A 22,842-nucleotide genomic window follows, 5' to 3' on the forward strand; every position below is an offset into this window, starting at 1 on the left:
ACTACAGTAAGCATGAAGCCATCTCCGTGAGGGCACATCGTCGCAACGCACCGGCTGCCGGCGGGGCCGCGTGCTGGTGACGTTCGACCATCACGCAGGGGCCGCCTCACAGCTGCGTGAGGCGGCCCCTGCGCGATGGTCCACCGGCCGCCAGGGTTCGGGACAGGCGGCGCTGTCGGCGTTTATCAGGCGGCGAGGAAGTCTGCCACCTGCTTGGTGAAGGCCCTGGCGCACTGGAAGAGGAAGGCGTGGCCGGCACCGGTGTAGAGCACGAGAGTCGCGTCGGCGAGGTGCTGGACCGCGACATAGGAGTTATGGGCGGGGATCATCACATCGTTCAGGCCGTTGGCATAGAGGACCGGATGCTCGATGGCCTCCAGTTCCGCCACCACCTGATCAAAGGGAGCCGCGAGGAGCGCGGCCGCCGCGGTGAGCATGCCCTGCGCCGCCGCCTCGGAGACCGCGGGGCCGCCGGCGGCAAGCCGGGTCGAGACATGGTCGAAGTGCTCGCGCCCGGAGGCGCGGGCAGCTTCCGTCTCGGGGTAGAACAGGTACAGCATGTCCTCCAGGTCGGCATCGGGCTTGGCCATGATGCCGAGAACCTTCTCGCTGAAGTCCGGAGCGCCGGGCACCCAGCCGGCCGGGCCACTGCCCGCCACGACGAGCCTGCGCACCAGTTCTGGCCGACGCACGGCCACACGCTGGGCCACGATGCCACCCAGGGACCAGCCGAGCAGGTCTGCCTGCGCGAGGCCGAGTGCGTCGATGAACTCGACGGCACCCTCGGCGAATCCTTCGAGGGAGTCGCGCGGCTCGCCGTCGGTGTAGCCGACGCCGACATTGTCGAACACGATCACATCATGGTCGACGGCCAGGAGGTCCAGGAACTCCGGGTCCCACCAGTCGATGGTTCCGCGGAAGCGGTTCAACAGAACCAGCGGGACGTCGCTCCGCGGCCCCATCCGCCGGTAGGTGAACCGCGCGGAGGGACCTTCGACGGTGAGGTCCTCGGCCTTGTCTGCCAGATAGGTGCTCATGGGTGCCCTTCTCTCATTGGCGGGTGCACGTGACATCTCGCGGGCCGGCTCGCCCAGCACGCCGAAGACGTGCCGACGTTGCGGTACGGGGTTGCCCCCACCGGCGACCGGTGCGCCGAACCGGCGTTGCCGACCGGGGCATGGAGCCACGCGAATCAGTCGATCGCCCGCTCGACCATGTTGCTGACCTGCGCGACACTTCCGGGATGGCAAATTACATTACATTCATAATATTATACAGAGAAGGTGTGGGTGCGGGCGAGTTCTCGCGGTCGACGACAGCCTGCGCGGCACGACAGGGCAAGTCCGCACCGGGAACGAGACCGTCCGTCGCGAGTGCGAGCCCGCCCGGCATGCGACCCAGCCGTCGCCGCCGGACGGCCGCCGACGCCCTGAAAACTTTGAATTACGTTCGCAATACAATACAGCGAGGGAGCCGGTAGAGGGCAAGCGGCTCCCTCCGGTGAGCGAAGGAGTGGGCGGTGCGGTACGGGAAAGAGCACAAGGAGGCGACCAGGCAGCGGATCATCGAGGCCGCCGGGCGCAGGTTCAAGCGGGACGGCATCGACGGCTCGGGCATCTCAAGCCTCATGAGGGACGCGGGGCTGACCAACGGCGCCTTCTACACCCACTTCGCGTCGAAGGACGACCTCGTGGCGACCGCGGTCGCGGACCAGTTGCAGGCGCAGAACGCGAGCATCGTCGCGCAAGCGGCTCCCGGCCGCGCAGGGCTCGAGCAGATCGTGCGGTGGTACCTGTCCACCTGGCACCGCGACAGCTCCGACGACGGCTGCCCCTCCGCCGCCCTGCTCGACGAGATTCGACGCTGCGCGGACACGACCAAGCAGGCGTACACCGACGGCGTACTGGTAGTCATCGACGGCATCGCCGCCCGCCTGGCACCGGACGATCCGCTCTCGGTGCGCACCGAGGCGCTCGCCGCCTACGCCATGATGGCCGGGACGCTACAACTCTCCCGCGCCCTCTCCGACAGACAACTCGCCGATGAACTCCTCGAGCAGGGCATTCGCAACGCCCTCGCCCTGCTGGGCGTCAGGGATGAGCGCACCGAGACCGTCGGCTGACGCGCCTGTGGCACGCGTCTGCCCGCGCCACAGGCGGCCCGGTCACACCTGAGTACTCACCGCCTGGCCTGCACGGCCACGACGCCGACCGCACTCCCGAGGGCGTTGAACCCACTTGCGAGCTACCGACCCATCGCATAGCATTATGAACATAATTCAAAGGCCTGGCTCTTCATCCGCCACACGGGCCGTCATCAGCAGCCAGGGCCAGGCGCCCCGCCTCTCATGAAAACCCGTCGCACAAAAGACCGCATTCCCGAACGAATCATCCGCCTTCCGGGAAAGCTCGGGATGAACAGCACCCCCGTCCGTCCGCTTTCCGACGAGATATGGAGACGATGATGAGGGCCCTCACAGTGGAGCGCTACGGCGACAAGAACGGCGTGCGCGCCAGCGACGTGCCGGCCCCGGAGGTCGGCGCGAACGACGTGCTGGTCCTGATCCGTGCCGCGAGCGTCAACCCGCTCGACCGGATGATCCGGGACGGGGAGATGAAGACGATCCTGCCGTACCGGGTCCCGTTCGTCCTGGGCAACGACCTGGCCGGAGTGGTGGTCGAAGTGGGTACGGCCGTCACGCGATTCACCGCGGGCGACGAAGTCTTCGCACGACCCGACAAGGACCGGATCGGCACGTTCGCCGAACTCATCGCGGTGCACCAGGACGACGTGGCGATCAAACCGGCCACGCTGACCATGGAGGAGGCCGCGTCCCTTCCCCTGGTCGCCCTGACCTCATGGCAGGCGCTGGTCGAGCGGGCGCACGTTCAACCTGGTCAGAAGGTCCTCATCCACGCGGGTTCCGGCGGCCTGGGCACCATCGCCATCCAACTGGCGAAACAGCTGGGTGCACGCGTGGCGACCACCACGAGCACGGCCAACGTCGACTTGGTGAAGCGTCTGGGCGCGGACGTCGTCGTCGACTACAAGAAGCAGTCGTTCGAAACGGCGCTGCACGACTACGACGTCGTCCTGGACTCGCTCGGCGGCGAGACGCTCGAGAAGTCCCTGGACGTCCTCAAGCCCGGCGGGAAGGTCATCAGTGTCGCGGGCCCTCCCGACGCCGCTTTCGCCAGGGAACTGGGGGCGAATCCGATCATCCGGCTGGTGATGTCCGCGCTGAGCTTCCGGATCCGACGACGCGCCCGTCGCCGCGACGTGACGTACTCGTTCCTCTTCATGAAGGCCAGCGGGGACCAGCTGCGCGAACTCACCCCTCTCATCGAGGCCGGCAAGATCCGCCCCGTCGTCGACACCGTGTTCCCGTTCGAGTCCGCCCGAGAAGCGCTGGAGTACCTCGAAGCAGGGCGGGCCAAGGCCGGCAAGGTCGTCGTCAGGATGACCTGATGGAACTGTCCTGCCGTGCCGTCAGGGTCCTCCACGAGCGCCCGGAACGACACCACCCGCCGCAACGAGAAGTGCCCTGAGACCCTCTACACAAGGACCTGGACATGAACACACCTCCCAGTGACCCGTCCGCCTCGACGTCGTCGTACGAGAACGCACCGACCCGCTCCGTGTCCGTTCGCGGAGAGGACTTCGTCTATCGGGAGCTCGGCCCCGCGGACGGTGTGCCGCTGATCCTCCTCATCCACCTGGCTGGAGTCCTGGACAACTGGGATCCGCGCGTCGTCGACGGACTCGCCGCGAGCCGTCGGGTCATCGCCTTCGACAACCGCGGGGTCGGCGGATCGAGCGGCTCCACTCCGGACACGATCGAGGCGATGGCTCGCGACGCGGCGCTCTTCATCCGAGCCCTCGGGTTCGACCAGGTCGATCTGCTCGGACTGTCGATGGGCGGCTTCATCGCCCAGGTCATAGCGGAAGAAGAACCGCGCCTCGTGCGCAAGGTCATCCTCGCGGGCACGGGCCCCGCCGGGGGCCCCGGTATCGACAAGGTCCCGGCACTCACCATCCAGGCCACGCTCAAGGGCGCCCTGACCCGCCAGGACCCCAAGCTCTCCCTCTTCTTCACCGAAACCGCAGGCGGCAGACGCGCCGGACGTGCCTTCCTGGAACGGCTGAAGGAGCGCACGCACAACCGCGACAAGGACATCTCGCTGCCGTCGTTCCGCGCCCAGCTGAAGGCCATCAAGCAGTGGGGCCGCCAGACGCCGTCGAACCTGAGGGAGATTCGCCAGCCGGTCCTCGTGGCCAACGGTGAGAACGACCGGATGGTGCCCAGCCAGAACACACTCGACCTGGCCTCACGCCTCCCCCGCAGCGAGCTCGTCCCCCTCTACCCGGATGCCGGACACGGGGGAATCTTCCAGTACCACGATGAATTCGTGACCAGGGCGCTTGAATTCCTCGCGTCCTGAACCTGTGGGACTGCCATGGGCCAAGTCCTCACCGAGAGTCGGTCCCGGCGGCAGGAGACAGCTGCGCGTTACATCATCGGTCGTGCCACTCGCGGAACGACATTTCGCCGACCCGCGGATCGCGCATGCCTCCACGGGCAAACCGGGTCTCCATCTCGATGCCCCAGGCGCGTGCCCGGGCCTTGAGGGAAACGACTCGCTGAACCGGTCTCCCGTCCGGTCGCGGTCGGTCGCCTGCCACTTGCCGGACTTCAATGTGCGCAGGTACGCAGTACTACTCCCCTGTTCGGGGACGGAGCCGGACGCGCCGACGGCAAGACATGGTGGCGCCCCACCGAGTGGTGTAAGAGAGCGTGGTGGCGTCGCAGGCTGCGGGCCAAATTCGTCAGCTGCCGACCACACGGAACTGAAGATGCGTCAGTTAGTCACACTGCCGACGTTGCGCGGCCGGTGGTCGCCTAGGCAGGTCCATGAGCCAGCAGGCAATCACCATTCCGAATTGACGACGAGTCAGAGTAATGCTAGCCGCCGGGCGGAAGGGGCCGTGCGCGACCTGCATCTTCGCCGAGATCGCGGCTACACCACTCGCCGGACACCGTTGGCGAATTCGGTCGTGGTCGCTAAATGACCTTGCGGTGGCGGGATGATGGCCGGGAATGGCGTGGGGGCGCGAGCGTGAGGTGATCGAGGTATCGCTGCGTCCACGTCTGCCGGGTGAGGTTCCGGCCCAGACCGCCGAGGTGGCCCGGCTGGCGTTCCCGAAGGGCTGTCTGTGCATGCGGATCCGGGAAGCACTCGGGTCGCTCTTCGCCGACAAGGACTTCGTGGATCTGTTCCCGCAGCGTGGTCAACCCGCATGGCCACCGCATCAGTTGGCGGGCAGATCCGGCTCTGTGCCACGCGGAACTGAATGAACGGGCGGAGCGCGCCATGTGGGACGGCAGGAGCCACCGCCGCCGACCCCAAGGTGGTCATCATCTGAGCCGCATCGCCGCATCCCGCCATGCGATGCTCGAGCGCAGTCAAGGGGGCTGCGAGAACCCCCACTGTCCTGATCCCCGCTACCCGTCGGCACTCAGCCGCAATGGCTTCCTGCATGTTGTAAGTGGATCACATAGACGATCAGGCCAAGGGGGCGCGGACCTTCTCAAGGCCATGATCGCTCTGTGCCCGAACTGCCATGCCCTGAAGACCCGTGGGACGGTAACCGACGAGTTCCGTGCTCTCCTTCGCGCTACGGCCCTCGCCAAGCACCAGGAACTGCTCGCCGCGGCTCGATGAACCTGCCCAACCGCTTTCGAGCAGTGAACAATTACGCTGCCGCTCTCCCGGGTCCCACGGACGTAGACCCGGCTTAGTCATGGCGTGTGGGCGATGCCGGTCGTTCGGTGGGACGCTCCGGTCGCCACGTCGTAGTGGTGCCGGCGGCCAAGGTGGTCACGCCTCCGTCCGGCCATTCGATCCGTGCCGTTGCCCCTGTGGGCACCGTCGTGTGCACCTTGATGCCCGAGGCATGCAGCTCCCAGCGGATGGCCACGCGGCCGTACGGTGACTCGTGGGCGGCGTCGGCCCAGGTGATGCCGCCGCCCGGTCGGGGGCGGAAGGCGATGTCGCGGTAGCCGGGTGCGGCGGCGGTCAGGCCGGCGACCGTGGTGTGCAGCCATTGGGCGACCGCGCCGAGGGCGTAGTGGTTGAAGGAGGTCATCTCGCCCGGGTTGACGGTGCCGTCGGGGAGCATGCTGTCCCAGCGTTCCCAGATGGTGGTGGCGTCGTGCTTCAGGGCGTACAGCCAGGAGGGGCAGTCCTGTTGGAGGAGCAGGGTGTAGGCAGTGTCGACGTGGTGGGTGGTGCTGAGTGCGGGTGTCACGAGCGGTGTGCCGATGAAGCCGGTCTGGATGGTGTGGCCGCCTCCGGCGACCAGTTCGGCAAGGCGGTCTCCTGCCGTGGTGCGAGCTGCCGGGCCGGGAAGCAAGTCGAACTGGAGAGCGACGGCGTAGGCGGTCTGGGTGTCGCTGGTCATGAGCCCGGAAGGCAGCACGTAGGCGTCGATGAAGGCCTGGCGCACCCGGTGGGCGAGCTCCTCGTAGCGTTGACAGTCCTCTTCGAGCCCGAGGACGCCCGCGATCCACGCCGTGTGCCGCGCGGACCAGGCGTAGTAGGCGGTCGCGATGAGGTGGCGGTCGGTGCGGCCGGCGCCCGGGTCCTCCGGCGGCGCTGAGGGGTCGAGCCAGTCGCCGAGCTGGTAGCCGTGGTTCCACAGACCCGACGGGTCCGCGAGTTCGGTGAGGAGGCCGACCCAGCGGCGTGCGCTGTCGTACTGGGCGGCCAGCAGCCCGGTGTCGCCGGAGTCCTGGTACAGCGCCCACGGGGTCAACGCCACGACGTCCCCCCAGCCTGCGCCGGGTCTGGCCGGTGTCCACTGTGGGCCACCGGGGATGGCCGGCACGTACCAGGGCACGGTTCCGTCGTCGTGCTGCTCGACGGCGACGTCGCGCAGCCAGGAAGCGAGCATGCCGTGGCAGTCGTACAGGAAGGCGGCGGTGGGCGCAAAGACCTGGATGTCGCCGGTCCAGCCGAGGCGCTCGTCGCGCTGCGGGCAGTCGGTGGGCAGGTCGACGAAGTTGCCGCGCAGACTCCACACCACGTTCTCGTGGAGCCGGTTCACCTGGTCGTTGGAGCAGGCGAACCAGCCGGTCCTGGCCATGTCGGTGTGGTGGACGCGGGCCACGATGTCACGGCGGGGGTCGCCGCCGCGCCAGCCGGTGATCTCGGCGTAGCGGAACCCGTGGATGGTGAAGCGCGGCTCCCACGTCTCCCGGTCCCCGCCCTGCAGGACGTAGCGGTCGGTGGAGAGGGCGTCGCGCAGGGGGCGGACGCACAGCTCTCCGTCCTGGAGCACCTCGGCGTGACGGATGACGACCGTGTGTCCGGCCGGGCCGGTCACACTGATACGGATCCTGCCGACCAGGTTCTGTCCGAAGTCCACCAGGAGACGGTCGGCGTCGAGGACGGTCACCTGGGCCGGTGCGATCTCCTCCGTGCAGCGCACCGGTGGTCCGGTGGGGGCGACCAGCGTCTGCGGGTCGCGGGGGACGATGTCGACCGATGCCCAGTCGCTGTCGCCGAATCCGGGACTGGACCAGCCGGGCTGCTCGTCCCGGGCGTCGTACGTCTCGCCGTCGAGCAGTCCGGAGGACACGATCGGGCCGTGGGCCGCTCGCCAGGAGGTGTCGGTGTCGATGGTGGTGCGGGTTCCGTCGCGGTGGACGATCTCAAGTTGGGCGATGAGGGCGAGTCGGTCGCCGTAGAGATCGGAATAGCCGCCGCCAAAGCCCAGCCGTCCGCGGTACCAGCCGTCGGCCAGCCAGGCGCCGATGGTGTTGTCGCCGGCGCGCAGGTGTTCGGTGACGTCGTGGGTCTGGTAGCGCAGCCGGTGGTCGTAGCTGGTCCAGCCGGGGGCGAGCGTGTGGTCGCCGACCCGGCGGCCGTTGATCTCGATCTCGTACAGGCCGTGGGCGGTGACGTACAGCCGCGCGCGCTCCACCTCCTTGCCGGTCTGGAAGTCCTTGCGCAGCAGCGGTGGGCGCCGTTCGCCGTCGAGCCGCTCCAGTGGATGGCGTGGCGGGGAGATGGCGTGCGCGCTCCAGTCCGTCGGCTCCAGCAGTCCCGTCTCCAGGCGCAGGGCCGGGCTCCAGTCGCCGACGCCGGCGTCGCTGCCTCGTACCCGGACGCGTATCTCGGCGGGCTCCCGCGACGTCAGTGGCCGGTCCGGCCAGTCGACGAGGACGGAGTCCTCGGAGACGACCCAGTCGGTGAGGTGCGTGCCGTCGGCGCGGGCGATCTCGAGCTGGTAGGCCTGCTGGCTCCAACCGGTCGGCGCGATGGTCTTCCAGGAGATCCGTGGTTGTGACTCACCGATGCCGAACGGCTCCCGGTGATGTTCCGCTGTCGGCGTGGCGACCACTGGGGTCGACTCGTGGTTCATCCCTTCACCGCCCCGGCCGTCAGGCCCTTGATGATGCGCTGGTTGATGAGGAGGTACAGGAACAGGGCGCCGACCACGTTGATGCTGATCGCGGCGAACAGCGGTCCGTAGGCCGTCTCGCCGTACTGCCCGCTGAAGTTGAGCAGGCCCACCTGGATGGTGCGCAGGTCGTCGTCGGTGGTGAAGGTGAGTGAGATGAGCAGGTCGTTCCAGATGAAGAAGAACTGCACGAGTCCCACGGTGAAGACGGCGTTGCGGACCATGGGGAAGGCGATCTTCCAGAAGGCTTTGAGGATGCTCGCTCCGTCGAGGGTGGCGGCTTCGAAGACCTCGCGCGGGATAGAGCGGAAGTAGGTGGCCATCATGAAGACGGTCAGCGGGAGGCCTGCCGCGGTGTAGGTGATGATGAGCGGCCACAGTGTCCCGGACAGTCCGGTCTGGAAGTAGATCCGGAACAGCGGCAGCAGGATCATCTGGCTCGGCACCATGATGCCGAGGAGGAAGGCGAGCAGGACTCTGTGGCGTCCGCGCCAGACCATCACCTCCAGGGCGAAGCCGGCGGCGACGCCGAGCAGGATGATGAGGGCGAGCGAGGGCACGGTGGCCATGAGGCTGTTGCGGATGTAGAGGGCCACATGCCCGGTCGTCCAGGCCTCGGTGTAGTTGTGGAGGCCCCAGCTTTTCGGAAGCGACCAGGCGGGGTCGTTGACGAACTCGGACTGGGTCTTGAAGGAGCTCAGCAGCAGCCACAGCAGCGGTGCCACCTCGATCACCAGCAGCAGGGCCACGAGTGCGTTGCGCACCAGACGCCGGGCGTGCCGGCTCCTGGGCAGGGCGGTCTTCGGCGGGCGGGTGAGGCGTCCCCGCGGCGGCGCTGTCAGGGTGTCGGTCATGGGGGTTCAGCCCTTGGTCAGGTCGCGTCGCGAGAAGCGGAAGATGATGAGGGACACGCCCAGGCAGACGACGGTGAGCAGCGAGGCGATGGTGCTGCCGTAGCCGTAGTCGCCGTAGGAGAACGCGGTACGGAACATGTACAGAGTCAGGGGTGTCGTATCGCTGCCCGGTCCGCCGTTGGTCAGGGCCAGGACCGAGTCGAACACCTTGAGCGTGCCGTTGATGCTGAACACGGCCGACGCCAGCACCACCGGCCAGGACAGCGGCAGGACGATGTGCCGGATCAGCCGCCATCCCGTGGCGCCGTCCATCCGCGCCGACTCGAGGGTCTCCTCGGGGATGTCGAGCAGTCCCGCGTAGATGAGCACGCCGTAGAAGCCCATGGAGCGCCACACGTCCATGACGACCAGGACGAGGAAGGCCCCGCCGCCGGTGGCGAACCAGTCCCCGTGGTGGATGCCCAGCGCTTCGATGGCGGTGTTGGCCAGGCCGTTCTGCGGCGCGACGGCGAAGAGTTTCTGGAACATCAGGGCCACGGCGACCGTGGGAAGGATCACCGGGAAGAACACCAGGGTGCGGATGAGCGCGGACGACTTGCGCAGGACGAACACGTAGAGCAGGGCGAGCAGGTAGCCGCAGAGCACCTGCCCGACGCTGACGACGACCCCGTACTTGAAGGTGAACCACAGCGCCGAGTGCGCCTGCGGGTCGTTCCACAGCTTCTCGAAGTTGCCGAACCCGTCGAAGGTGAACCCCTCGATGACGTTCCCTTTGAAGAAGGTGTATCCCAGGGACCAGCCCATCGGCACCAGCATCACCAGTGTGTAGACGAGCAAGGCCGGTCCCAGCAGGATGGCGAGGGCGCGGCGATCTCCCAGAACTGAACGCATGACGGCTCTTTCGAAGGGGTCGGTACGGCTGAGGGTGGCGGTGGTCGGACGGGTCAGCCGTTGTCGAGGTCCGCCTGGACCTTGTTCATGAAGTCCTTCGCGGAGAGGGACCCGGTGACCAGTGGCGCAGCGTTCGTCTGGCTGGTCGCGGTCGCCTTCGTGTTGAACAGTGCCTCGAACCACAGGGTGCTGGTCGTGGTCTTCGTGATGGTGTCCTGGACCGTCTGCGTGAGCGCCGGCAGTGTGCCGGTGTCGCCGTTGGGCTTGAACCCGGAGACCGTGCCCTGCTCCTTGAGCGAGGCGGCGCCGTAGTTCTTGGCGGTGCAGGCGAGCCAGTCGCCGACCTCGGAGTTGTAGGCCTTGGCGGAGACGGCGACCGGGAGGCCGACGTTGGCCGGGATCTGGTCCGCGGAGCCCTTGCCACCGGACACGGTCGGGAACGGCATGAAGCCGACGTTGGCGGCGCCGACCTTGTTCTTGGTCTTGTCGTTGAGGTCGCCCAGCGCCCAGCTGCCCATGTAGAACATGGCGGCCTTGCCGGTCAGGAACTGCTGCGCCGCGGTGTCGTAGTCGATGGATCCGACGCCCTTGCCGAAGTAGCCCGCCTTACCGAGGTCGGCGATGGCCTGAGCGGCCTTGACGTACGCGGGATCGGTCAGCTTGGCCTTGCCGTCCGCGACCGCCTGCAGGGCGTCGGGGCCCAGTTCACGGTAGAGGTAGCTGCTGACCAGACGGGTCAGGGGCCACCCCTCCTTGCCGGCCGCGGAGAAGGGGATGACTTCTGCCTTCTTCAGCTTCGCCGCCGCCGCGACCAGTTCGTCGTACGTGGTCGGGACGGCGATGTCGTGGGCGGCGAGGAGCTTCTTGTTGTACCAGATGCCCTCGATGTTGAACTGGTACGGCATCACGTTGAACTTGCCGTACAGGTTCTCCACCGTCTTGACGGCGGCCGGCTGGATGTCGTCCCACGCCCCGAGATCCTTGAGCGTCTTCTCCAGGTCGAGGACCTGCCCGGCCTTGTCCAGGGTCTTGGTCAGCGCCGGAGTGCCGCCCGCCGCGAACTGCACCGGCAGCGCGTTCTGCCCGGCGAGAAGCTGCACCTTCTGGTCGACGTTGCTGATCGGCAGCGTCTGGATCTTCAGCGGCAGAGCCGTGTTCTGCGCCTTGCACGCGCCGGTGCTCAGGGACTTGAGCTGCTGCTGCACGATGTGGTTGTCGTCGTTGATGGTGAGCGAGTACTCCGAGGCGCCGCTGCTCGACGAGTTCGTGCCGCCGCAGGCGCTCAGCAGAAGACCGGCGGAGGTGGTGGTTGCCAGGACGGCAAGGGTGCGGGGCTTGAGGGTGTGGTGCACGGTGTTGCTCCTCGCGGTGCACAGCGCATTGAAGCGCTTCAATGTTGCCCCGGAACCTACGGCCCACTACGCGACCATGTCAAGGATGATTCGCCGGTATTTCCGAATCGCAATGTGTGCACAACGCCGGGAATCGGGCACGCCGGAAGGCGAGCCCGTCAGGGGTGGTGACGGCTGCGGACTACGGACTCAGTGCGGCGTGCTGGCGCGGACGACCAGTTCGGGTTCGAGTACGACGGTGGCATGCCGGTGCTGCGCGCCCGAGGCCACCTCGTCCATCAGCAACCGCATCGCTTCCCGCCCCATCGCCCGCCCCGGCAGATCCACCGCGGTCAGGGGCACGGCCGCGGAACCGGCCGTCCTGTTGTTCTCGCACCCGACGACAGCGACCTGGTCGGGTACGCCGATCCCCGCCACCGTGTGCAGTTCGTGGATGATGCCGTTGGCCAGTTCGTCGGCGACGACGACGAGGCCGTCCGGCAGGTCGCCGGGCTCCCGCCCGGCGAGAGCCTTCCCGACCAGGTGCCCGTGCGCCGTGGTCAGGCCGACGCTGTCGATCTCCTCCAGCGTCACGCGGGCACCGGCCTCCTCGACCGCCGCGCGCACCCCTCTGCGCCGGTCACGCACGGGCTGATAGTCGTCGTGCGCGACCACGTACGCCAGCCTGGTGCGTCCGGTGTCGATGAGGTGGCGTGCCGCGAGATATCCCACGTGCTCGTTGTTGACCAGCACCGAGCAGCAGGTGCCCGGTTTCGGCGAGAAGTTGAGGAGCACGATCTGGCGTCCGTGCGAGCGCATCCGGGCGATGCCGTCGGTGGAGTCCTCCATGGGGGCCAGCAGCACGCCGGTCACCCGGGCCTCGTCGAAAACGTCCAGGTACTCGTCCTGGAGCCCCATGTCGCACGTCGTGTTCGCGAGCAGCAGGTTGAGGCCGGCCGTGCGGGCGGCCTCCTGCGCTCCGTGCGCCATGTCGATGAACAGGGAGTTCTCGATGTCCGCGAGCACCATGCCGACACTGTCGTTCGACCCCGAGGCCAGCGACCGGGCCGCGTCGTTGCGCACGAATCCCAGCCGGCTTATGGCTTCGCGCACTCGCTGCGCCGTCACGGGGCTGACCTTGGCCGGATGGTTCAGGACGTTGGAAACCGTGCCTAGCGAGACGCCCGCCGCCTTCGCGACGTCCTGCATGCTCGGACCGGCGTGTCCATTTGCTCGCGGACCTGCGGCTGCCACGACGCTCCTCGGCTTCCGGTCTTGTTCGGCCCGGACGAGGGCCGGGCCGGTATGAACAGACGCAGGATACACGTTTGCGTTAAAGCGCTCCAACGTCGCTGTCCGGCGTGCCCTGAAACCCGGTGGACACCAGCACGTATATACAGGTCACGACACTTCGCCGCCGCACTCCACGAACCGCCGCACTCCTCACGCATGCCCGCTCGACGAGCTTCGCTCCAGGAGCGACGCCCGGCACAGAACCCGCTGCGGCCTGCGGGATGAGTGCGCGATCCCTTGACGTCCTGCCCGGGGAATGCCAGCCTCTCACCGCTGAAGTGATTGAAGCGTATCAATCCGCCTCTCAGCTCTTGAATGCCGGCCCACGCGGCGACACTCCCCGCAGCCGCACCGGCCATGCAGAGGCCTGACCATGTGCTCCGGTTCCGCGCCGGAGCACATGGTCGGCTCCCGCGCCACAGACCCCACCCGCCGTCCTTCTCTCACCGTCGAGGGAGTCGCGAAGTCATGACAGCCAGCCCCGGCCTCCCAGACCGGGACCGCTCACCGACGCCTCAGCCGCTCCTCTGGACAACCGCCGTCCGGGCGCCCCCAAGCCCGGGCGGCGGTGCAGGGACGGGGACGCACCGGGCCGCACAGGGCTGCGGGCCTGTGCGAGCCGACGGCCGGACACCGGCCGCCCGCTCGCACCCACGCATCAGCGAAACAAAGGAGTCTCGTATGGTCAGCCACCGCATCGGAGGCGCATACCCCGGAATCCGCAGACGGCGTATCTCTCCCACGCTTGCCGCGATCCTGGCCGCCCTCGTGACCGTCATAGCTCTGGTCACCGCCGGCCAGGCGAAGGCACTCAGCGGAGACATCCGTATGCACGACCCGAGCCTCATCAAGGTCGGCAGCTGCTACTACGGCTTCTCCACCGGGTTCGAGAACGACTCGCTCAATCCCAGCGGATCCATCACCATCCGCAAGACGTGCGCCGGCACCGCGGCAACCGGCTGGACGAAGGTGGGCAACGTCTGGGGGACGACCCCGTCGTGGATCACCAGCAAGCTCGGCTCGACCCCGCCGAACATCTGGGCCCCCGACATCAAGTACTTCAACGGCAAGTACCACCTGTACTACGCCGGCTCGCTCTGGGGCACGAACTACGCGGTGATGGGCCTGGCCACGGCCACGAACATCGAGGGCCCGTGGACCGACCAGGGCATGGTCACGGACGTCAACTACCCGATCGACCCCAACGTCGACTGGGGCCCCGACGGCCGGCTGTACATCTCCTGGGGCTCCTGGACCGGCAGCGGCACCTACATGCACGTCCTGGACACCACCACCGGCAAACTGTCCACCACCGACAACAACCTCTGGCACATCGCCATCGACATCGAGAACCCGACGATCATCCTCAACGGTGGCTACTACTACCTCTTCGGTTCCAAGGGACTGTGCTGCAGCGGGACCAACAGCACCTACTACACCGTGGTCGGACGGTCCACCAGCATCACCGGCCCCTACCTCGACCAAGGCGGCACGGACATGGCCTCCGGCGGCGGAACCACCATCCTCACCGGCGCCTACCCCAGGGTCGCCGCGGGCGGCGCCGACGCCTACGACGACGGCACGTCCAAGTTCCTCGCCTACCACTACTACGACGGCGACAACTCCGGACAGGAGACCCTCGACATCCGTCAGGTGACCTTCGCGGGCGGCTGGCCCGTCCTCGCGAGTCCGCTCGGAGCCGCCAACAACCACCTGCTCAACCGCAACAGCGGCAAGTGCGCGGACGTCTGGTCACTGAGCACGGCGGACGGCGCAGCGGTCAACTCCGGCAACTGCAATTCCGGCGCCAACCAGCAGTGGGTGCCCACCGCCGTCGGCTCCAACTACCAGCTGGTCAACGTCAACAGCGGCAAGTGCCTGCAGATCGCCGGCGCCTCCCTTGCCAACGGCGCGGTGGCCGTCCAGTCGACGTGCACCGGCGCCTCGCACCAGCTGTGGACGAAGACCCCGGTGATCGGCGGCTACGTCACCTTCACCAACGTCAACAGCGGCAAGTGCCTGGAGGTCGCCGGGGCGTCCACCGCCAACGGCGCGGCCCTGGACCAGTCGACGTGCGCCACCGGCGCGAACTACCAGTGGATGGTCGTCTGACGGTTCCAGCGGGCAGTGTCCGCATGGCGGAACAGCACCGTTGGAGCACATGCAAACCCGGGCTGCGGGGGCCAATCTCCGCTCGCCCGGGTGCTGCCGCCGCCAACTTGATCAGCGCTGTGGCCAGCCTGACAGGTCGGCGAAGCGGGTCCGATGGGGTCTTCGGCTCACTGAGCGTTTTCAGCTCCGCCACCGATCGGGTGACGTCGGCGGGGTGCGCAACGCACGAGGCTCCCATGCCGTTGGGGGAGGTGTTCGAAGTCTCAACCCACAGGCACAGGAGCCGCGTTGGTTCCGTATTCTGCCGCACTCGACCTGCCTCATGCCCTGGTCGAGTGGGTCACCATGCTCATTGTCACCCGCGAGGGTGACCGACGGTGCAAACTCCCGCCGCACCAGCGTGCGCTGGTCGGCCTGGTGTACCTGCGCAAGCACGACACCCTCACCCAGCTCGCTGCCGGCTTCGGCATCTCCGTCGGCACCGCCCACGCCTACACGGCAGCTGTCATCACCCTGCTCGCCGACCGTGCACCCGGGCTCCTGCGGAGCCTGCGCGAAGCCGACCCCGACTACGTCCTCCTGGACGGCACCCTCGCGGAGTGCGACCGGGTAGGCGACAGCCGGGCCGACTTCTCCCAAAAACACCGACGCCACGGCGTGAACGTGCAGGTGGTGACCGATCCAGCCGGACGACTGCTGTGGATCTCACCCGCACTGCCCGGCCGCGCGCACGACCTCACCGCGGCCCGCACCCACCGGATCATCCGAATCTGCGAACGCCAGGGCATCCCGATCCTCGCCGACCGCGCCTACATCGGAGCCGGCCCATGGGTGACAACACCACGCAGACGCCCACCAGGCCGCGACCTCACACCAACCCAGCAAACCGTCAACCGCGCGCTGTCGGCAGCACGCGCACCGGTCGAGCGCGGCGTCGCACGGCTCAAGTCGTGGCGGATCTTCCGCAAGGCCCGGTGCAGCCCGAACCGAATGTCGTCAATCGCAGCCGCCATCCTCACCCTGGAGCGGCAACGCTGAAAACGCTCACTGACCTGCGGCAAATTCTATGCTTCTGAGGCAGCGATCGAGTGGGAGAGCCTGCTCACCGGGCGGAGCTTCGAGGAGCTCGTCGCATCCGATGAGGCTTATACGGTTACCCACACCGGAGAGGAGGACAGCCCATTGCTGTTCGCCATCTCGGGTGCGCTTCAAGGGACGTTGGCCGGTGCTTCGGCGGCTCGCCTTGCCGAGGTCAGCGAGCTGTGGATCCAGAAGCGGGCCGCCAAGGGTGAAGTGTTCGACCCGGAGGTGATGGCGGAACTCCTGAGCGCTCTGGCGGACCCGGCCTGCTCCCTGGTACCGGCCGACGGCACCACAACGCACTACGCCCGGTTGCGCGAACCCCTCGAACGCGCCACCCAACTGCTGCGGGCACGCCACCCCGACATCCCCGTGACCTACTCTGTGGGTGAGCCCTGGCCCGACGAGCTCGACGACCTGCCCGAGCAGGCGCAGATCGCGCACTTCTACGTCTACGGCGTCCTCGGCGCCCTGTACGAGGCGGTCGGGCTCGGACACGGCACCGAGACGGCCGCCTGGCCCACCTCCGAACTGGCCGCCATGCTGCGCCCCGACGCACTGTGGCTCTACGAGAAGGCGGCCGTTCCTCCGACCGGTACGGGAACGCTCAGCACCGCACCGGACTCCGCGGTCGGGTTCGTCACCCCGTACCGGGCCGTGGTGACGAACAGCCGGTCGTCACCGGGGTGCAGACACACCGATGTGGGGTGAGGGGCGGGCACGGTCAGGGTGTGGAGCAGACGGCCGTCCGGGTGGTACCGGCGGACCGCGCCGGCGCCCCACATCGCCGCCCAGAGACAGCCCTCGTCGTCGACGGTCATTCCGTCGGGGCTGCCTTCGCCGTCCCGCAGTTGGGCGAAGGTCTCCGGGCCGCCGGAGAGGTCGCCCGAGAGCGGATCGATCCGCGGAATCTCTCGCCCCGCAGCAGCTCGCCCAGCCAGTCTGCGGAGATCTCCACCCCGCGCTCGACCCGCAGCCACTCACACAGGGCCGGGACACTCCAGGTGATCCCCTTGGCTGCGGAGTCGTCCAGCAGCTCGGCCAGTGCGGCCCGGTCGTCCGGCCCCAGGAGCCTCGTCGGCCGACCCGGACGTGGGGCATCCGGCAGCACCCCGATCCCACCGTCCGTGAAGCGGTGGACCGCGGCGCGGACCGTGACCGGGTTGCACTCCAGCAGGTCGGCGACCTCGGGCACGGGCTTGCCGCGGTCCAGGAAGCGGATGCACTCGGCACGCTGCCGGGTATAGGCGGTCAAGTCCCTGCGGGCCAACAGCGCGTGCAGGTCACAGCGCTGATCGTCGGTCAACTCGACGCGGAGGCTCTTCGGCATGACGTCTCTCCCCATGGGACACCTACCCAACGCAATCAACTTCACCAGATTCGCTTAGCGTGTCGGAGAGGCGGCCAATGGTCACCGCCGGAGTGAAGAAGGACGTGGACGAAGTACCGGCGCGCCGCTGTCCGCTGAGCGCGGCCGCAGGCAGATCCAAGCATCCAGTCCCCCGCCCGGTGGTGCAGTCGTCTCGATATGCCGCGCGAGCAATGTCATGTATCCCGGCCCCGGGCACGGCTCGCTGGAGGACGCTCCATCGGTGTTCAGGTTCAGGCAGAGAAGGCTGGCAAGGAGACACCTCGTACATGTACTTCCGAGTGCACGAGAATCCGAGATGTCTCCTCCAGAGCGGCACTGGGCCACTTTTGACACCCGAAATGACCGGATATTGCGCATGTGCGGCGGACAGAAACGACGAGACCTACGGCTCAGATTCGCCCCGGATTCGACCCCGAGGTTCATGTAGTCAGTAAACATGGACTCTGACCTGCTGAAATACGGAGCGGCAGACGAGTCGGGCTATACGCCGGGGTCAGTCCGAGACGTAGTCGAACAGGCGCGATGTGCCCGGAACAGGACCACCGGCACGACGAAGTTCGGGGCCAGGTCGGATAGGCCGGCCATGCGCGCCTCGGACGGGCGGAGTGCATCCGTCGGCTCCGGCCCCCGATCAAGATCCGGACCATTCCCGGGCCAGCAAGCCGCTCCCCGCTTCGATTGAGGCTATTTTCGCAGATCAACGGCCTACCAACCGTGTACCACCAGCAGACCAAGAACGTTCTTGTTTCATACAGTCCGAAGAAACTTGGGTTCTTCTAGAGTCTCAAGTCGGTTGCCTGGAGACTCCGTTCCACTCCAGGCAACCTCTGCATCTGCGCCACTCTCCGCGATCGCCTCAGCACCTTGCGCCACGATTGGATTCTCCCGGACCAGTAGCGGACCAAACGGCCCCGTCGACCCTTGCCCGGACGACACACACAAGCTAGACACCTGGCACTTCACCAGGCAGGCGCCTTTGGCCGCGATGGCGGAATCTACGCTCGCGCGACCGGATCCGCACGCATGGCGCCCTGCCAGACTGAACGCTGAATCAGCTCAGCGCACAGGGAGTTGGCCATGGAGCAGACCCATAGCTGTGCGCAGGAGTTCGTCCTCATGAACGACGAGCCGGCGACGTCCTTCGAGGATGATCTGCTCGGCGAAGGCCTTGCCGCGCAGGAACTGGCGGCCCTGTTGCTCGCCTCGCGCGGCTCGACTCCCCTCACCCTTGCCGTGGATGCCCGACGAGGCATGGGCAAGTCCACACTGATGCACCTGGTGGACGCAAAGTTGAAGAAGGCCGGCGTCTGCACCGTTTGGTACGACGCGTGGACCGCCGGGCACGAGGATTACCTCGAAGGGCTGATGAAGACGACGCTGGCCCAGCTGGACTCGAAGGTGTTGCGTCGCACCATGGCACGGCTTGCGGAAAACCGGGCACTTGTCGGCGCCGCACGCACGGGCCTGGTCATGGTGGCCGCGCCGCTCGGCGCCGGCCGGATGGCGGACGAGATCTGGCGGAGCCTGTCCATCGACGCCAGGACCCGCAACAAGATGCGGGACGACATCGAGACGTTGTTCGACCAGTGGATGGCGCAGGCGCCCGGCGCACCGAGCCGGTTCCTCGTTGTCTTCATCGACGATCTGGACCGCTGCTCCGAGGCGGCCGTCCGCGCGGTGTCCGAAGCACTCAAGATCTATCTGGGCATCCCCGGCATCGCCTTCGTCGTCGGCTGTGATCGCTCCGTACACAGCGCCACCCGCTTGCTGCAGAACTACTCTCCGGAAACCGCTGAGTTCATGGAGAAGATCTTCCAGACGTCCTATCGCATTCCGGGGCCCAAGGACGAGGAGATAGCCGCTTACATCCGGGGCTGCGCCGTACGCGCGGGCGTTGACCGGCTCCTGGACAACCGCCTCATAGAACTGCTCGCCGACAGCACCAGGCGCAACCCCCGCAACATCAAGCGACTGCTCAACGGATTCGTGCTGGAGTCCCGGCTCAACCCGATCTGGTCGGACTTCCCACCCGAGGTCGTCTTCCGCATCGTGCTGCTGCAGTATTCGTACGCCGATTTCTACCGCCTCCTGGTCGAAGACGAGGAAGGTGGCGACGACGCGGTGCGCGAGTTCGATGGATACCGCCACGTGCAGCACGTGCTGCGGCGCACGGCGGGGACCGATCCACCCGACGAGTCCTGGGCGCGAGTCACTCGCTTCTTCGCCGAGCACAAGGTGGCGCCGCCACTGCGGCCCGACCCGGACGACTGGGCACACTCCCTTGCGGAACTGGAGCAGCAAGTGCCGCTCAGGTTCGCCGAGTTGGATGAAGACCGGCAGTTCGTCTCGCTGATCTCCGGGCTGATGCAACTGTCCGAGGGAAAGGAACTCCTCGAGCGACTGAGGCGACAACCGCTGGTGATCTCCCCGGTCGCGCTGGACGTCCCCGATCCGCGCGAGGACACGGCCGACTCCCTGACCGGTCAGGGCCAGGCGTATTACCAAGGTCTGCGCGTCATCTGGGTGGATGACCACCCTCGTCACCGGCAGCGGCTCGTGGGCGAGCTGCGCGCGAGGGGCGCAGACGTGACGGAGGAACCTGACACGACGGCCGCCGAGCACCGCATGCGCGATGCCAAGGCCGGAGCAGGTGCCCCTTTCCATCTGCTGATCTCCGACTTCACGCGCGGCGGGGATCCCGAAGCGGGCCTCCTCACCGTGGAGCGCTGGCAGGAGGACGACACCCACACCGGCCGGGTGATCTTCTTCAGCCACCGCGTCACCCCGGCCCGTGAAGTACGTGGATCCAAGCTGGGGGCACTCGTCACCTCGACCGACGACCAATTGCTGCGCTGGGCGTTCAGGATCGCGCGTCAGATCCGCGAGGAAGCTCCCCCCATGGAGCGGTCCGGCTGACCGCGCAGGGCAGCCGCGATACGAAGCTGCTCATCCGGCTCCCTCGGCGGCGGACGCCCCGATGCCCGGATCCCCCTCCCCTGGAGGTTTCCTCTTCTCATTCAGAGTCTTTATGCACGCCTTCGCCTCCCTCGCAGCTTTTCGGTGACGTCTCGTCCGCTTAAGCGCCTCGATGATCGAGCGGGCACGCCGTGTTTCCAGGTCCTCGGTGAGCGTGGTTGCGTAGTGCGCTGGAAACTTCCATAATGCCTTCGTAGACATCGTCCGGAATCGGCTCTGAGGCGTCCGGATCGGCACCTTTGAGCCAAGCCTCGAGCGACTGCTGCAGCTCGCCGTAACGCGCGCGCGCCGTACGGGAGAGGTATAACCCGCCCGTCCCGTAGTACCAGTGCCGCATTTCCTTGTGGAATGCCACGAGTTCACCGGTCGTCAGCTTGTTCCGAGGCCATCGGGAGACAGCGGAGGTCGTCTTCCAGACGGACGGATAGGAACCCAGTCGGAGCTCACGCAAAGACTCGTTCACACTCGCCCGGCTCGCCAGAAATCCTTTGACGGCAGCGAGGGAAGCAGCTATGAGCCCACCCCCGGCCGCACTGATCAGTGCCGCTGTGTTCACGTCGGTCACGAGGCGCTCCCAACAGAGTCAGGGGATGTACTCGGGCACCTTGGAGGGCAGGGTGTGCTTCCGGAAGTAGAGTTCGATGGCGATGGGGTTGAAGATGAACTGTGTGTTCTTCCCCGCGGGAAGGACCTTCACGTAGACGCTCTCCACTTTCCCTTCCTCCTGGAGTCCCCAGTACGCGCGCGCCTTCTTCCAATAGGGATCCTTGTTGCTCCTGTTGTTGAAGTCGGCCAAGTTTCCCTGACCGGTCCAGTTCCCGTACGGGTTCTGTGCCGGGTTGGTGAACATCGCCTCCACCTGTGCGTAGAGGAGCTTGCCACGCGGTCTCGCGACCGTCCTGATCCATCCGTTCTTCTCACAGAAGTCCTTGATGGTCTGACCTTTGAAGTCCGAAAACTCTGCCCTCTTTCCGGGGAGCGGGTCCTTCCCGTAGGTCGCGTCGCCCAGTACATAGAGCCAGATTCGATACCAGATGCTCTCGCCCCTGTACGCGGACGATTTGGCCAGCCCTTTCTCGTCCTTCGCTGCGGTGACCAGATTGAAGTAGATCCACCTGATGTCGTCCTGCTGACTCTCGGCCGACTCCGCGAGCACGGTGGCGGCAAGGCGTCGCTTGAGCTCTGTCGTGGCGTAGGCCGGCGCACCGCTGGTGCTGCCGGCGCCTGTCGGAGGGTTCTGGAGCGTCGCAGCTCCCGCCGTGTTGCCGGCCCCCTCCACCATGCGGAGCAACCGTCGCAGCGGATCGGCGCCCCGTCCCGAGACCTTGGGTGCCGCCGGCTTTCGTTGTTCCTCCGGGGGTCGTACGGGAGCCTTGTCCCGAGGTGTTCGCCGCTTTCCGGGTCGTCCCATGACTGAAGACTCTCTGGGAACATTCCTGAACGGTTCAGATGACAGTCAGCGCCTTGGCGGCGATCGCTTCGGAGCCGTCCGGATTGGTGACCGTGAGAGTGCGGTCGCCCGATGAGGCCGAGGTGTTGACGCGGACCGTCATCGCGAGCGAGTTGCCGTCAGGGGCGGCCTTGAGGGCGCTGATGCGGATTCCTGGTCCGAGGCGCGCTTTGACGCCGGGCTTGAACCCCGAGCCCGCCACGGTGAGTCTGATGGCCGCGGTACCTGCCGCGTGAGGACCTGCCGGTGTGCTGGTGACCGAGGCGACGGTCGGCTTCACCGGAAAGCAGCGCCACCAGTGCGCGGCGAGGGAGGGGGCCATGCGTCGGCAGGTGCAGTTGTCGATGGAGGTGAGCGTGCCGTCCGCCGCGATGTCCAGGACGGCCAGGACGACCCAGGGGCCGGGGTCCTGCGGTGGACAGGAGGGTGCCGGACCCTGGCCCGTGGTGAGTTCGTCCGGCAGCGGCGGGTCCCCGCGGTGGGACGGTGGGCAGTCAGGGAGGAAGCCGACCCGGTAGCCGTCGTGCCAGCGCGAGTATTCGCACGCCGTGCCCGAACAGCCGCATCCCGAAGGCTCGATCCGGACGGGCCGGGTCAGTCCTTCCTCGTAGCGGACCGCCACCCATTGGGTGCCGGTACGGGATGAGGCCGGGGCATCGGCGCACCACGGGTCGTCGATCTCGCCGGCCGGGTCGTCCGGCATCACGGTGACGCCCTCCGTACGTACGTCGAGGACGCGGTGTTCGTCGATGGCGATCTCGTTGCCGAGCGGGTCGAGGACGTGTCCCGGACTGATCGAGATCTTCCACGGGTCGGGACCGCTGCCGTCCGCCGCGGCGGCCCGGCACACCAGGGCGCCGCAGACGACGCCCCAGCCGTGCAGCATGCGGTTGTGCCGCCGCATGCGCTCCATGAAGTACTGGTTGGCGAGGTTGAGTTCGGTCGGCGTGACGACCTGGCGCGGGAAGTAGCGCGGGCGTTGGGAGGCGGGACCGGGCGCAGCGTGCATGGCTGGCT

16 protein-coding genes and 1 pseudogene are annotated in these 22,842 nt (G+C 67.2%); 7 read left to right on the plus strand and 10 right to left on the minus strand.

Annotated features, from left to right (window positions below; all coding sequences use genetic code 11):
• Positions 1-185 precede the first annotated feature (185 nt).
• Complete coding sequence (locus OG303_RS01900; RefSeq protein ID WP_405864032.1) at positions 186-1,037, minus strand: alpha/beta fold hydrolase; 852 nt, start codon at positions 1,035-1,037, stop codon at positions 186-188.
• Between the two features lie 482 nt (positions 1,038-1,519).
• On the opposite strand from OG303_RS01900, the gene OG303_RS01905 reads away from it, so the two are divergent.
• The 3 genes from OG303_RS01905 to OG303_RS01915 all read left to right on the plus strand — a co-directional run bounded on the left by OG303_RS01905 (position 1,520) and on the right by OG303_RS01915 (position 4,442).
• On the plus strand, positions 1,520-2,122 hold the full coding sequence (locus OG303_RS01905; RefSeq protein ID WP_405864034.1) for a TetR family transcriptional regulator: 603 nt from the start codon (positions 1,520-1,522) through the stop codon (positions 2,120-2,122).
• A 341-nt stretch (positions 2,123-2,463) separates the two neighbouring features.
• Positions 2,464-3,468, plus strand: coding sequence for an NADP-dependent oxidoreductase (locus OG303_RS01910; RefSeq protein WP_405864036.1), 1,005 nt, complete (start codon positions 2,464-2,466; stop codon positions 3,466-3,468).
• A gap of 104 nt (positions 3,469-3,572) precedes the next feature.
• Complete coding sequence (locus tag OG303_RS01915; RefSeq protein WP_405864038.1) at positions 3,573-4,442, plus strand: alpha/beta fold hydrolase; 870 nt, start codon at positions 3,573-3,575, stop codon at positions 4,440-4,442.
• A 1,354-nt stretch (positions 4,443-5,796) separates the two neighbouring features.
• Here OG303_RS01915 and OG303_RS01920 read toward each other — a convergent pair.
• The 5 genes from OG303_RS01920 to OG303_RS01940 form a co-directional block, all read right to left on the minus strand.
• Positions 5,797-8,427, minus strand: coding sequence for a family 78 glycoside hydrolase catalytic domain (locus OG303_RS01920; RefSeq protein WP_405864040.1), 2,631 nt, complete (start codon positions 8,425-8,427; stop codon positions 5,797-5,799).
• The gene (locus tag OG303_RS01925) at positions 8,424-9,320 is read right to left on the minus strand and encodes a carbohydrate ABC transporter permease (RefSeq protein WP_405864042.1); all 897 of its coding nucleotides are present in this window, start codon (positions 9,318-9,320) and stop codon (positions 8,424-8,426) included. Before OG303_RS01925 ends, OG303_RS01920 begins: the two co-directional genes overlap by 4 nt.
• Before the next feature lie 6 nt (positions 9,321-9,326).
• A complete protein-coding gene (locus OG303_RS01930; RefSeq protein WP_405864044.1) occupies positions 9,327-10,211 on the minus strand; it encodes a carbohydrate ABC transporter permease in 885 nt (294 codons plus the stop codon).
• A 53-nt stretch (positions 10,212-10,264) separates the two neighbouring features.
• Entirely contained in the window at positions 10,265-11,563 is a 1,299-nt protein-coding gene (locus OG303_RS01935) for an ABC transporter substrate-binding protein (RefSeq protein WP_405864046.1), read from the minus strand.
• A gap of 189 nt (positions 11,564-11,752) precedes the next feature.
• Complete coding sequence (locus tag OG303_RS01940) at positions 11,753-12,751, minus strand: LacI family DNA-binding transcriptional regulator (protein ID WP_405864048.1); 999 nt, start codon at positions 12,749-12,751, stop codon at positions 11,753-11,755.
• Between the two features lie 765 nt (positions 12,752-13,516).
• Here OG303_RS01940 and OG303_RS01945 point away from each other — a divergent pair.
• From OG303_RS01945 to OG303_RS01955, 3 genes are all read left to right on the plus strand, one after another.
• Positions 13,517-14,947: a family 43 glycosylhydrolase gene (locus tag OG303_RS01945; protein WP_405864050.1), complete on the plus strand. Its 1,431-nt coding sequence runs from the start codon at positions 13,517-13,519 to the stop codon at positions 14,945-14,947.
• Between the two features lie 288 nt (positions 14,948-15,235).
• Entirely contained in the window at positions 15,236-15,985 is a 750-nt protein-coding gene (locus OG303_RS01950) for a transposase family protein (protein WP_405864052.1), read from the plus strand.
• 144 nt (positions 15,986-16,129) lie between these two features.
• Positions 16,130-16,738 carry a hypothetical protein gene (locus tag OG303_RS01955; RefSeq protein ID WP_405864054.1) on the plus strand — a complete coding sequence of 203 codons (609 nt, stop codon included), beginning with the start codon at positions 16,130-16,132 and terminating at the stop codon, positions 16,736-16,738.
• Here OG303_RS01955 and OG303_RS01960 read toward each other — a convergent pair.
• Positions 16,738-16,848: pseudogene (locus tag OG303_RS01960) on the minus strand (SMP-30/gluconolactonase/LRE family protein); the annotation flags it as partial. The gene OG303_RS01955 and the pseudogene OG303_RS01960 overlap by 1 nt on opposite strands.
• Positions 16,845-17,357 carry a transposase gene (locus OG303_RS01965; protein WP_405864056.1) on the minus strand — a complete coding sequence of 171 codons (513 nt, stop codon included), beginning with the start codon at positions 17,355-17,357 and terminating at the stop codon, positions 16,845-16,847. The pseudogene OG303_RS01960 and the gene OG303_RS01965, both read right to left, overlap by 4 nt.
• 1,119 nt (positions 17,358-18,476) lie before the next feature.
• Here OG303_RS01965 and OG303_RS01970 point away from each other — a divergent pair.
• Positions 18,477-20,315, plus strand: a complete 1,839-nt coding sequence (locus OG303_RS01970; protein ID WP_405864058.1) for a P-loop NTPase fold protein — start codon at positions 18,477-18,479, stop codon at positions 20,313-20,315.
• Positions 20,316-20,958: 643 nt separating this feature from the next.
• Here OG303_RS01970 and OG303_RS01975 read toward each other — a convergent pair.
• Both OG303_RS01975 and OG303_RS01980 read right to left on the minus strand, forming a co-directional pair.
• Positions 20,959-21,657 carry a hypothetical protein gene (locus tag OG303_RS01975; protein ID WP_405864060.1) on the minus strand — a complete coding sequence of 233 codons (699 nt, stop codon included), beginning with the start codon at positions 21,655-21,657 and terminating at the stop codon, positions 20,959-20,961.
• A 163-nt stretch (positions 21,658-21,820) separates the two neighbouring features.
• Positions 21,821-22,834, minus strand: coding sequence for a hypothetical protein (locus tag OG303_RS01980; RefSeq protein ID WP_405864062.1), 1,014 nt, complete (start codon positions 22,832-22,834; stop codon positions 21,821-21,823).
• Positions 22,835-22,842: the final 8 nt, after the last annotated feature.

Source organism: Streptomyces sp. NBC_00005 (assembly GCF_045160215.1).
Lineage (GTDB): Bacteria > Actinomycetota > Actinomycetes > Streptomycetales > Streptomycetaceae > Streptomyces.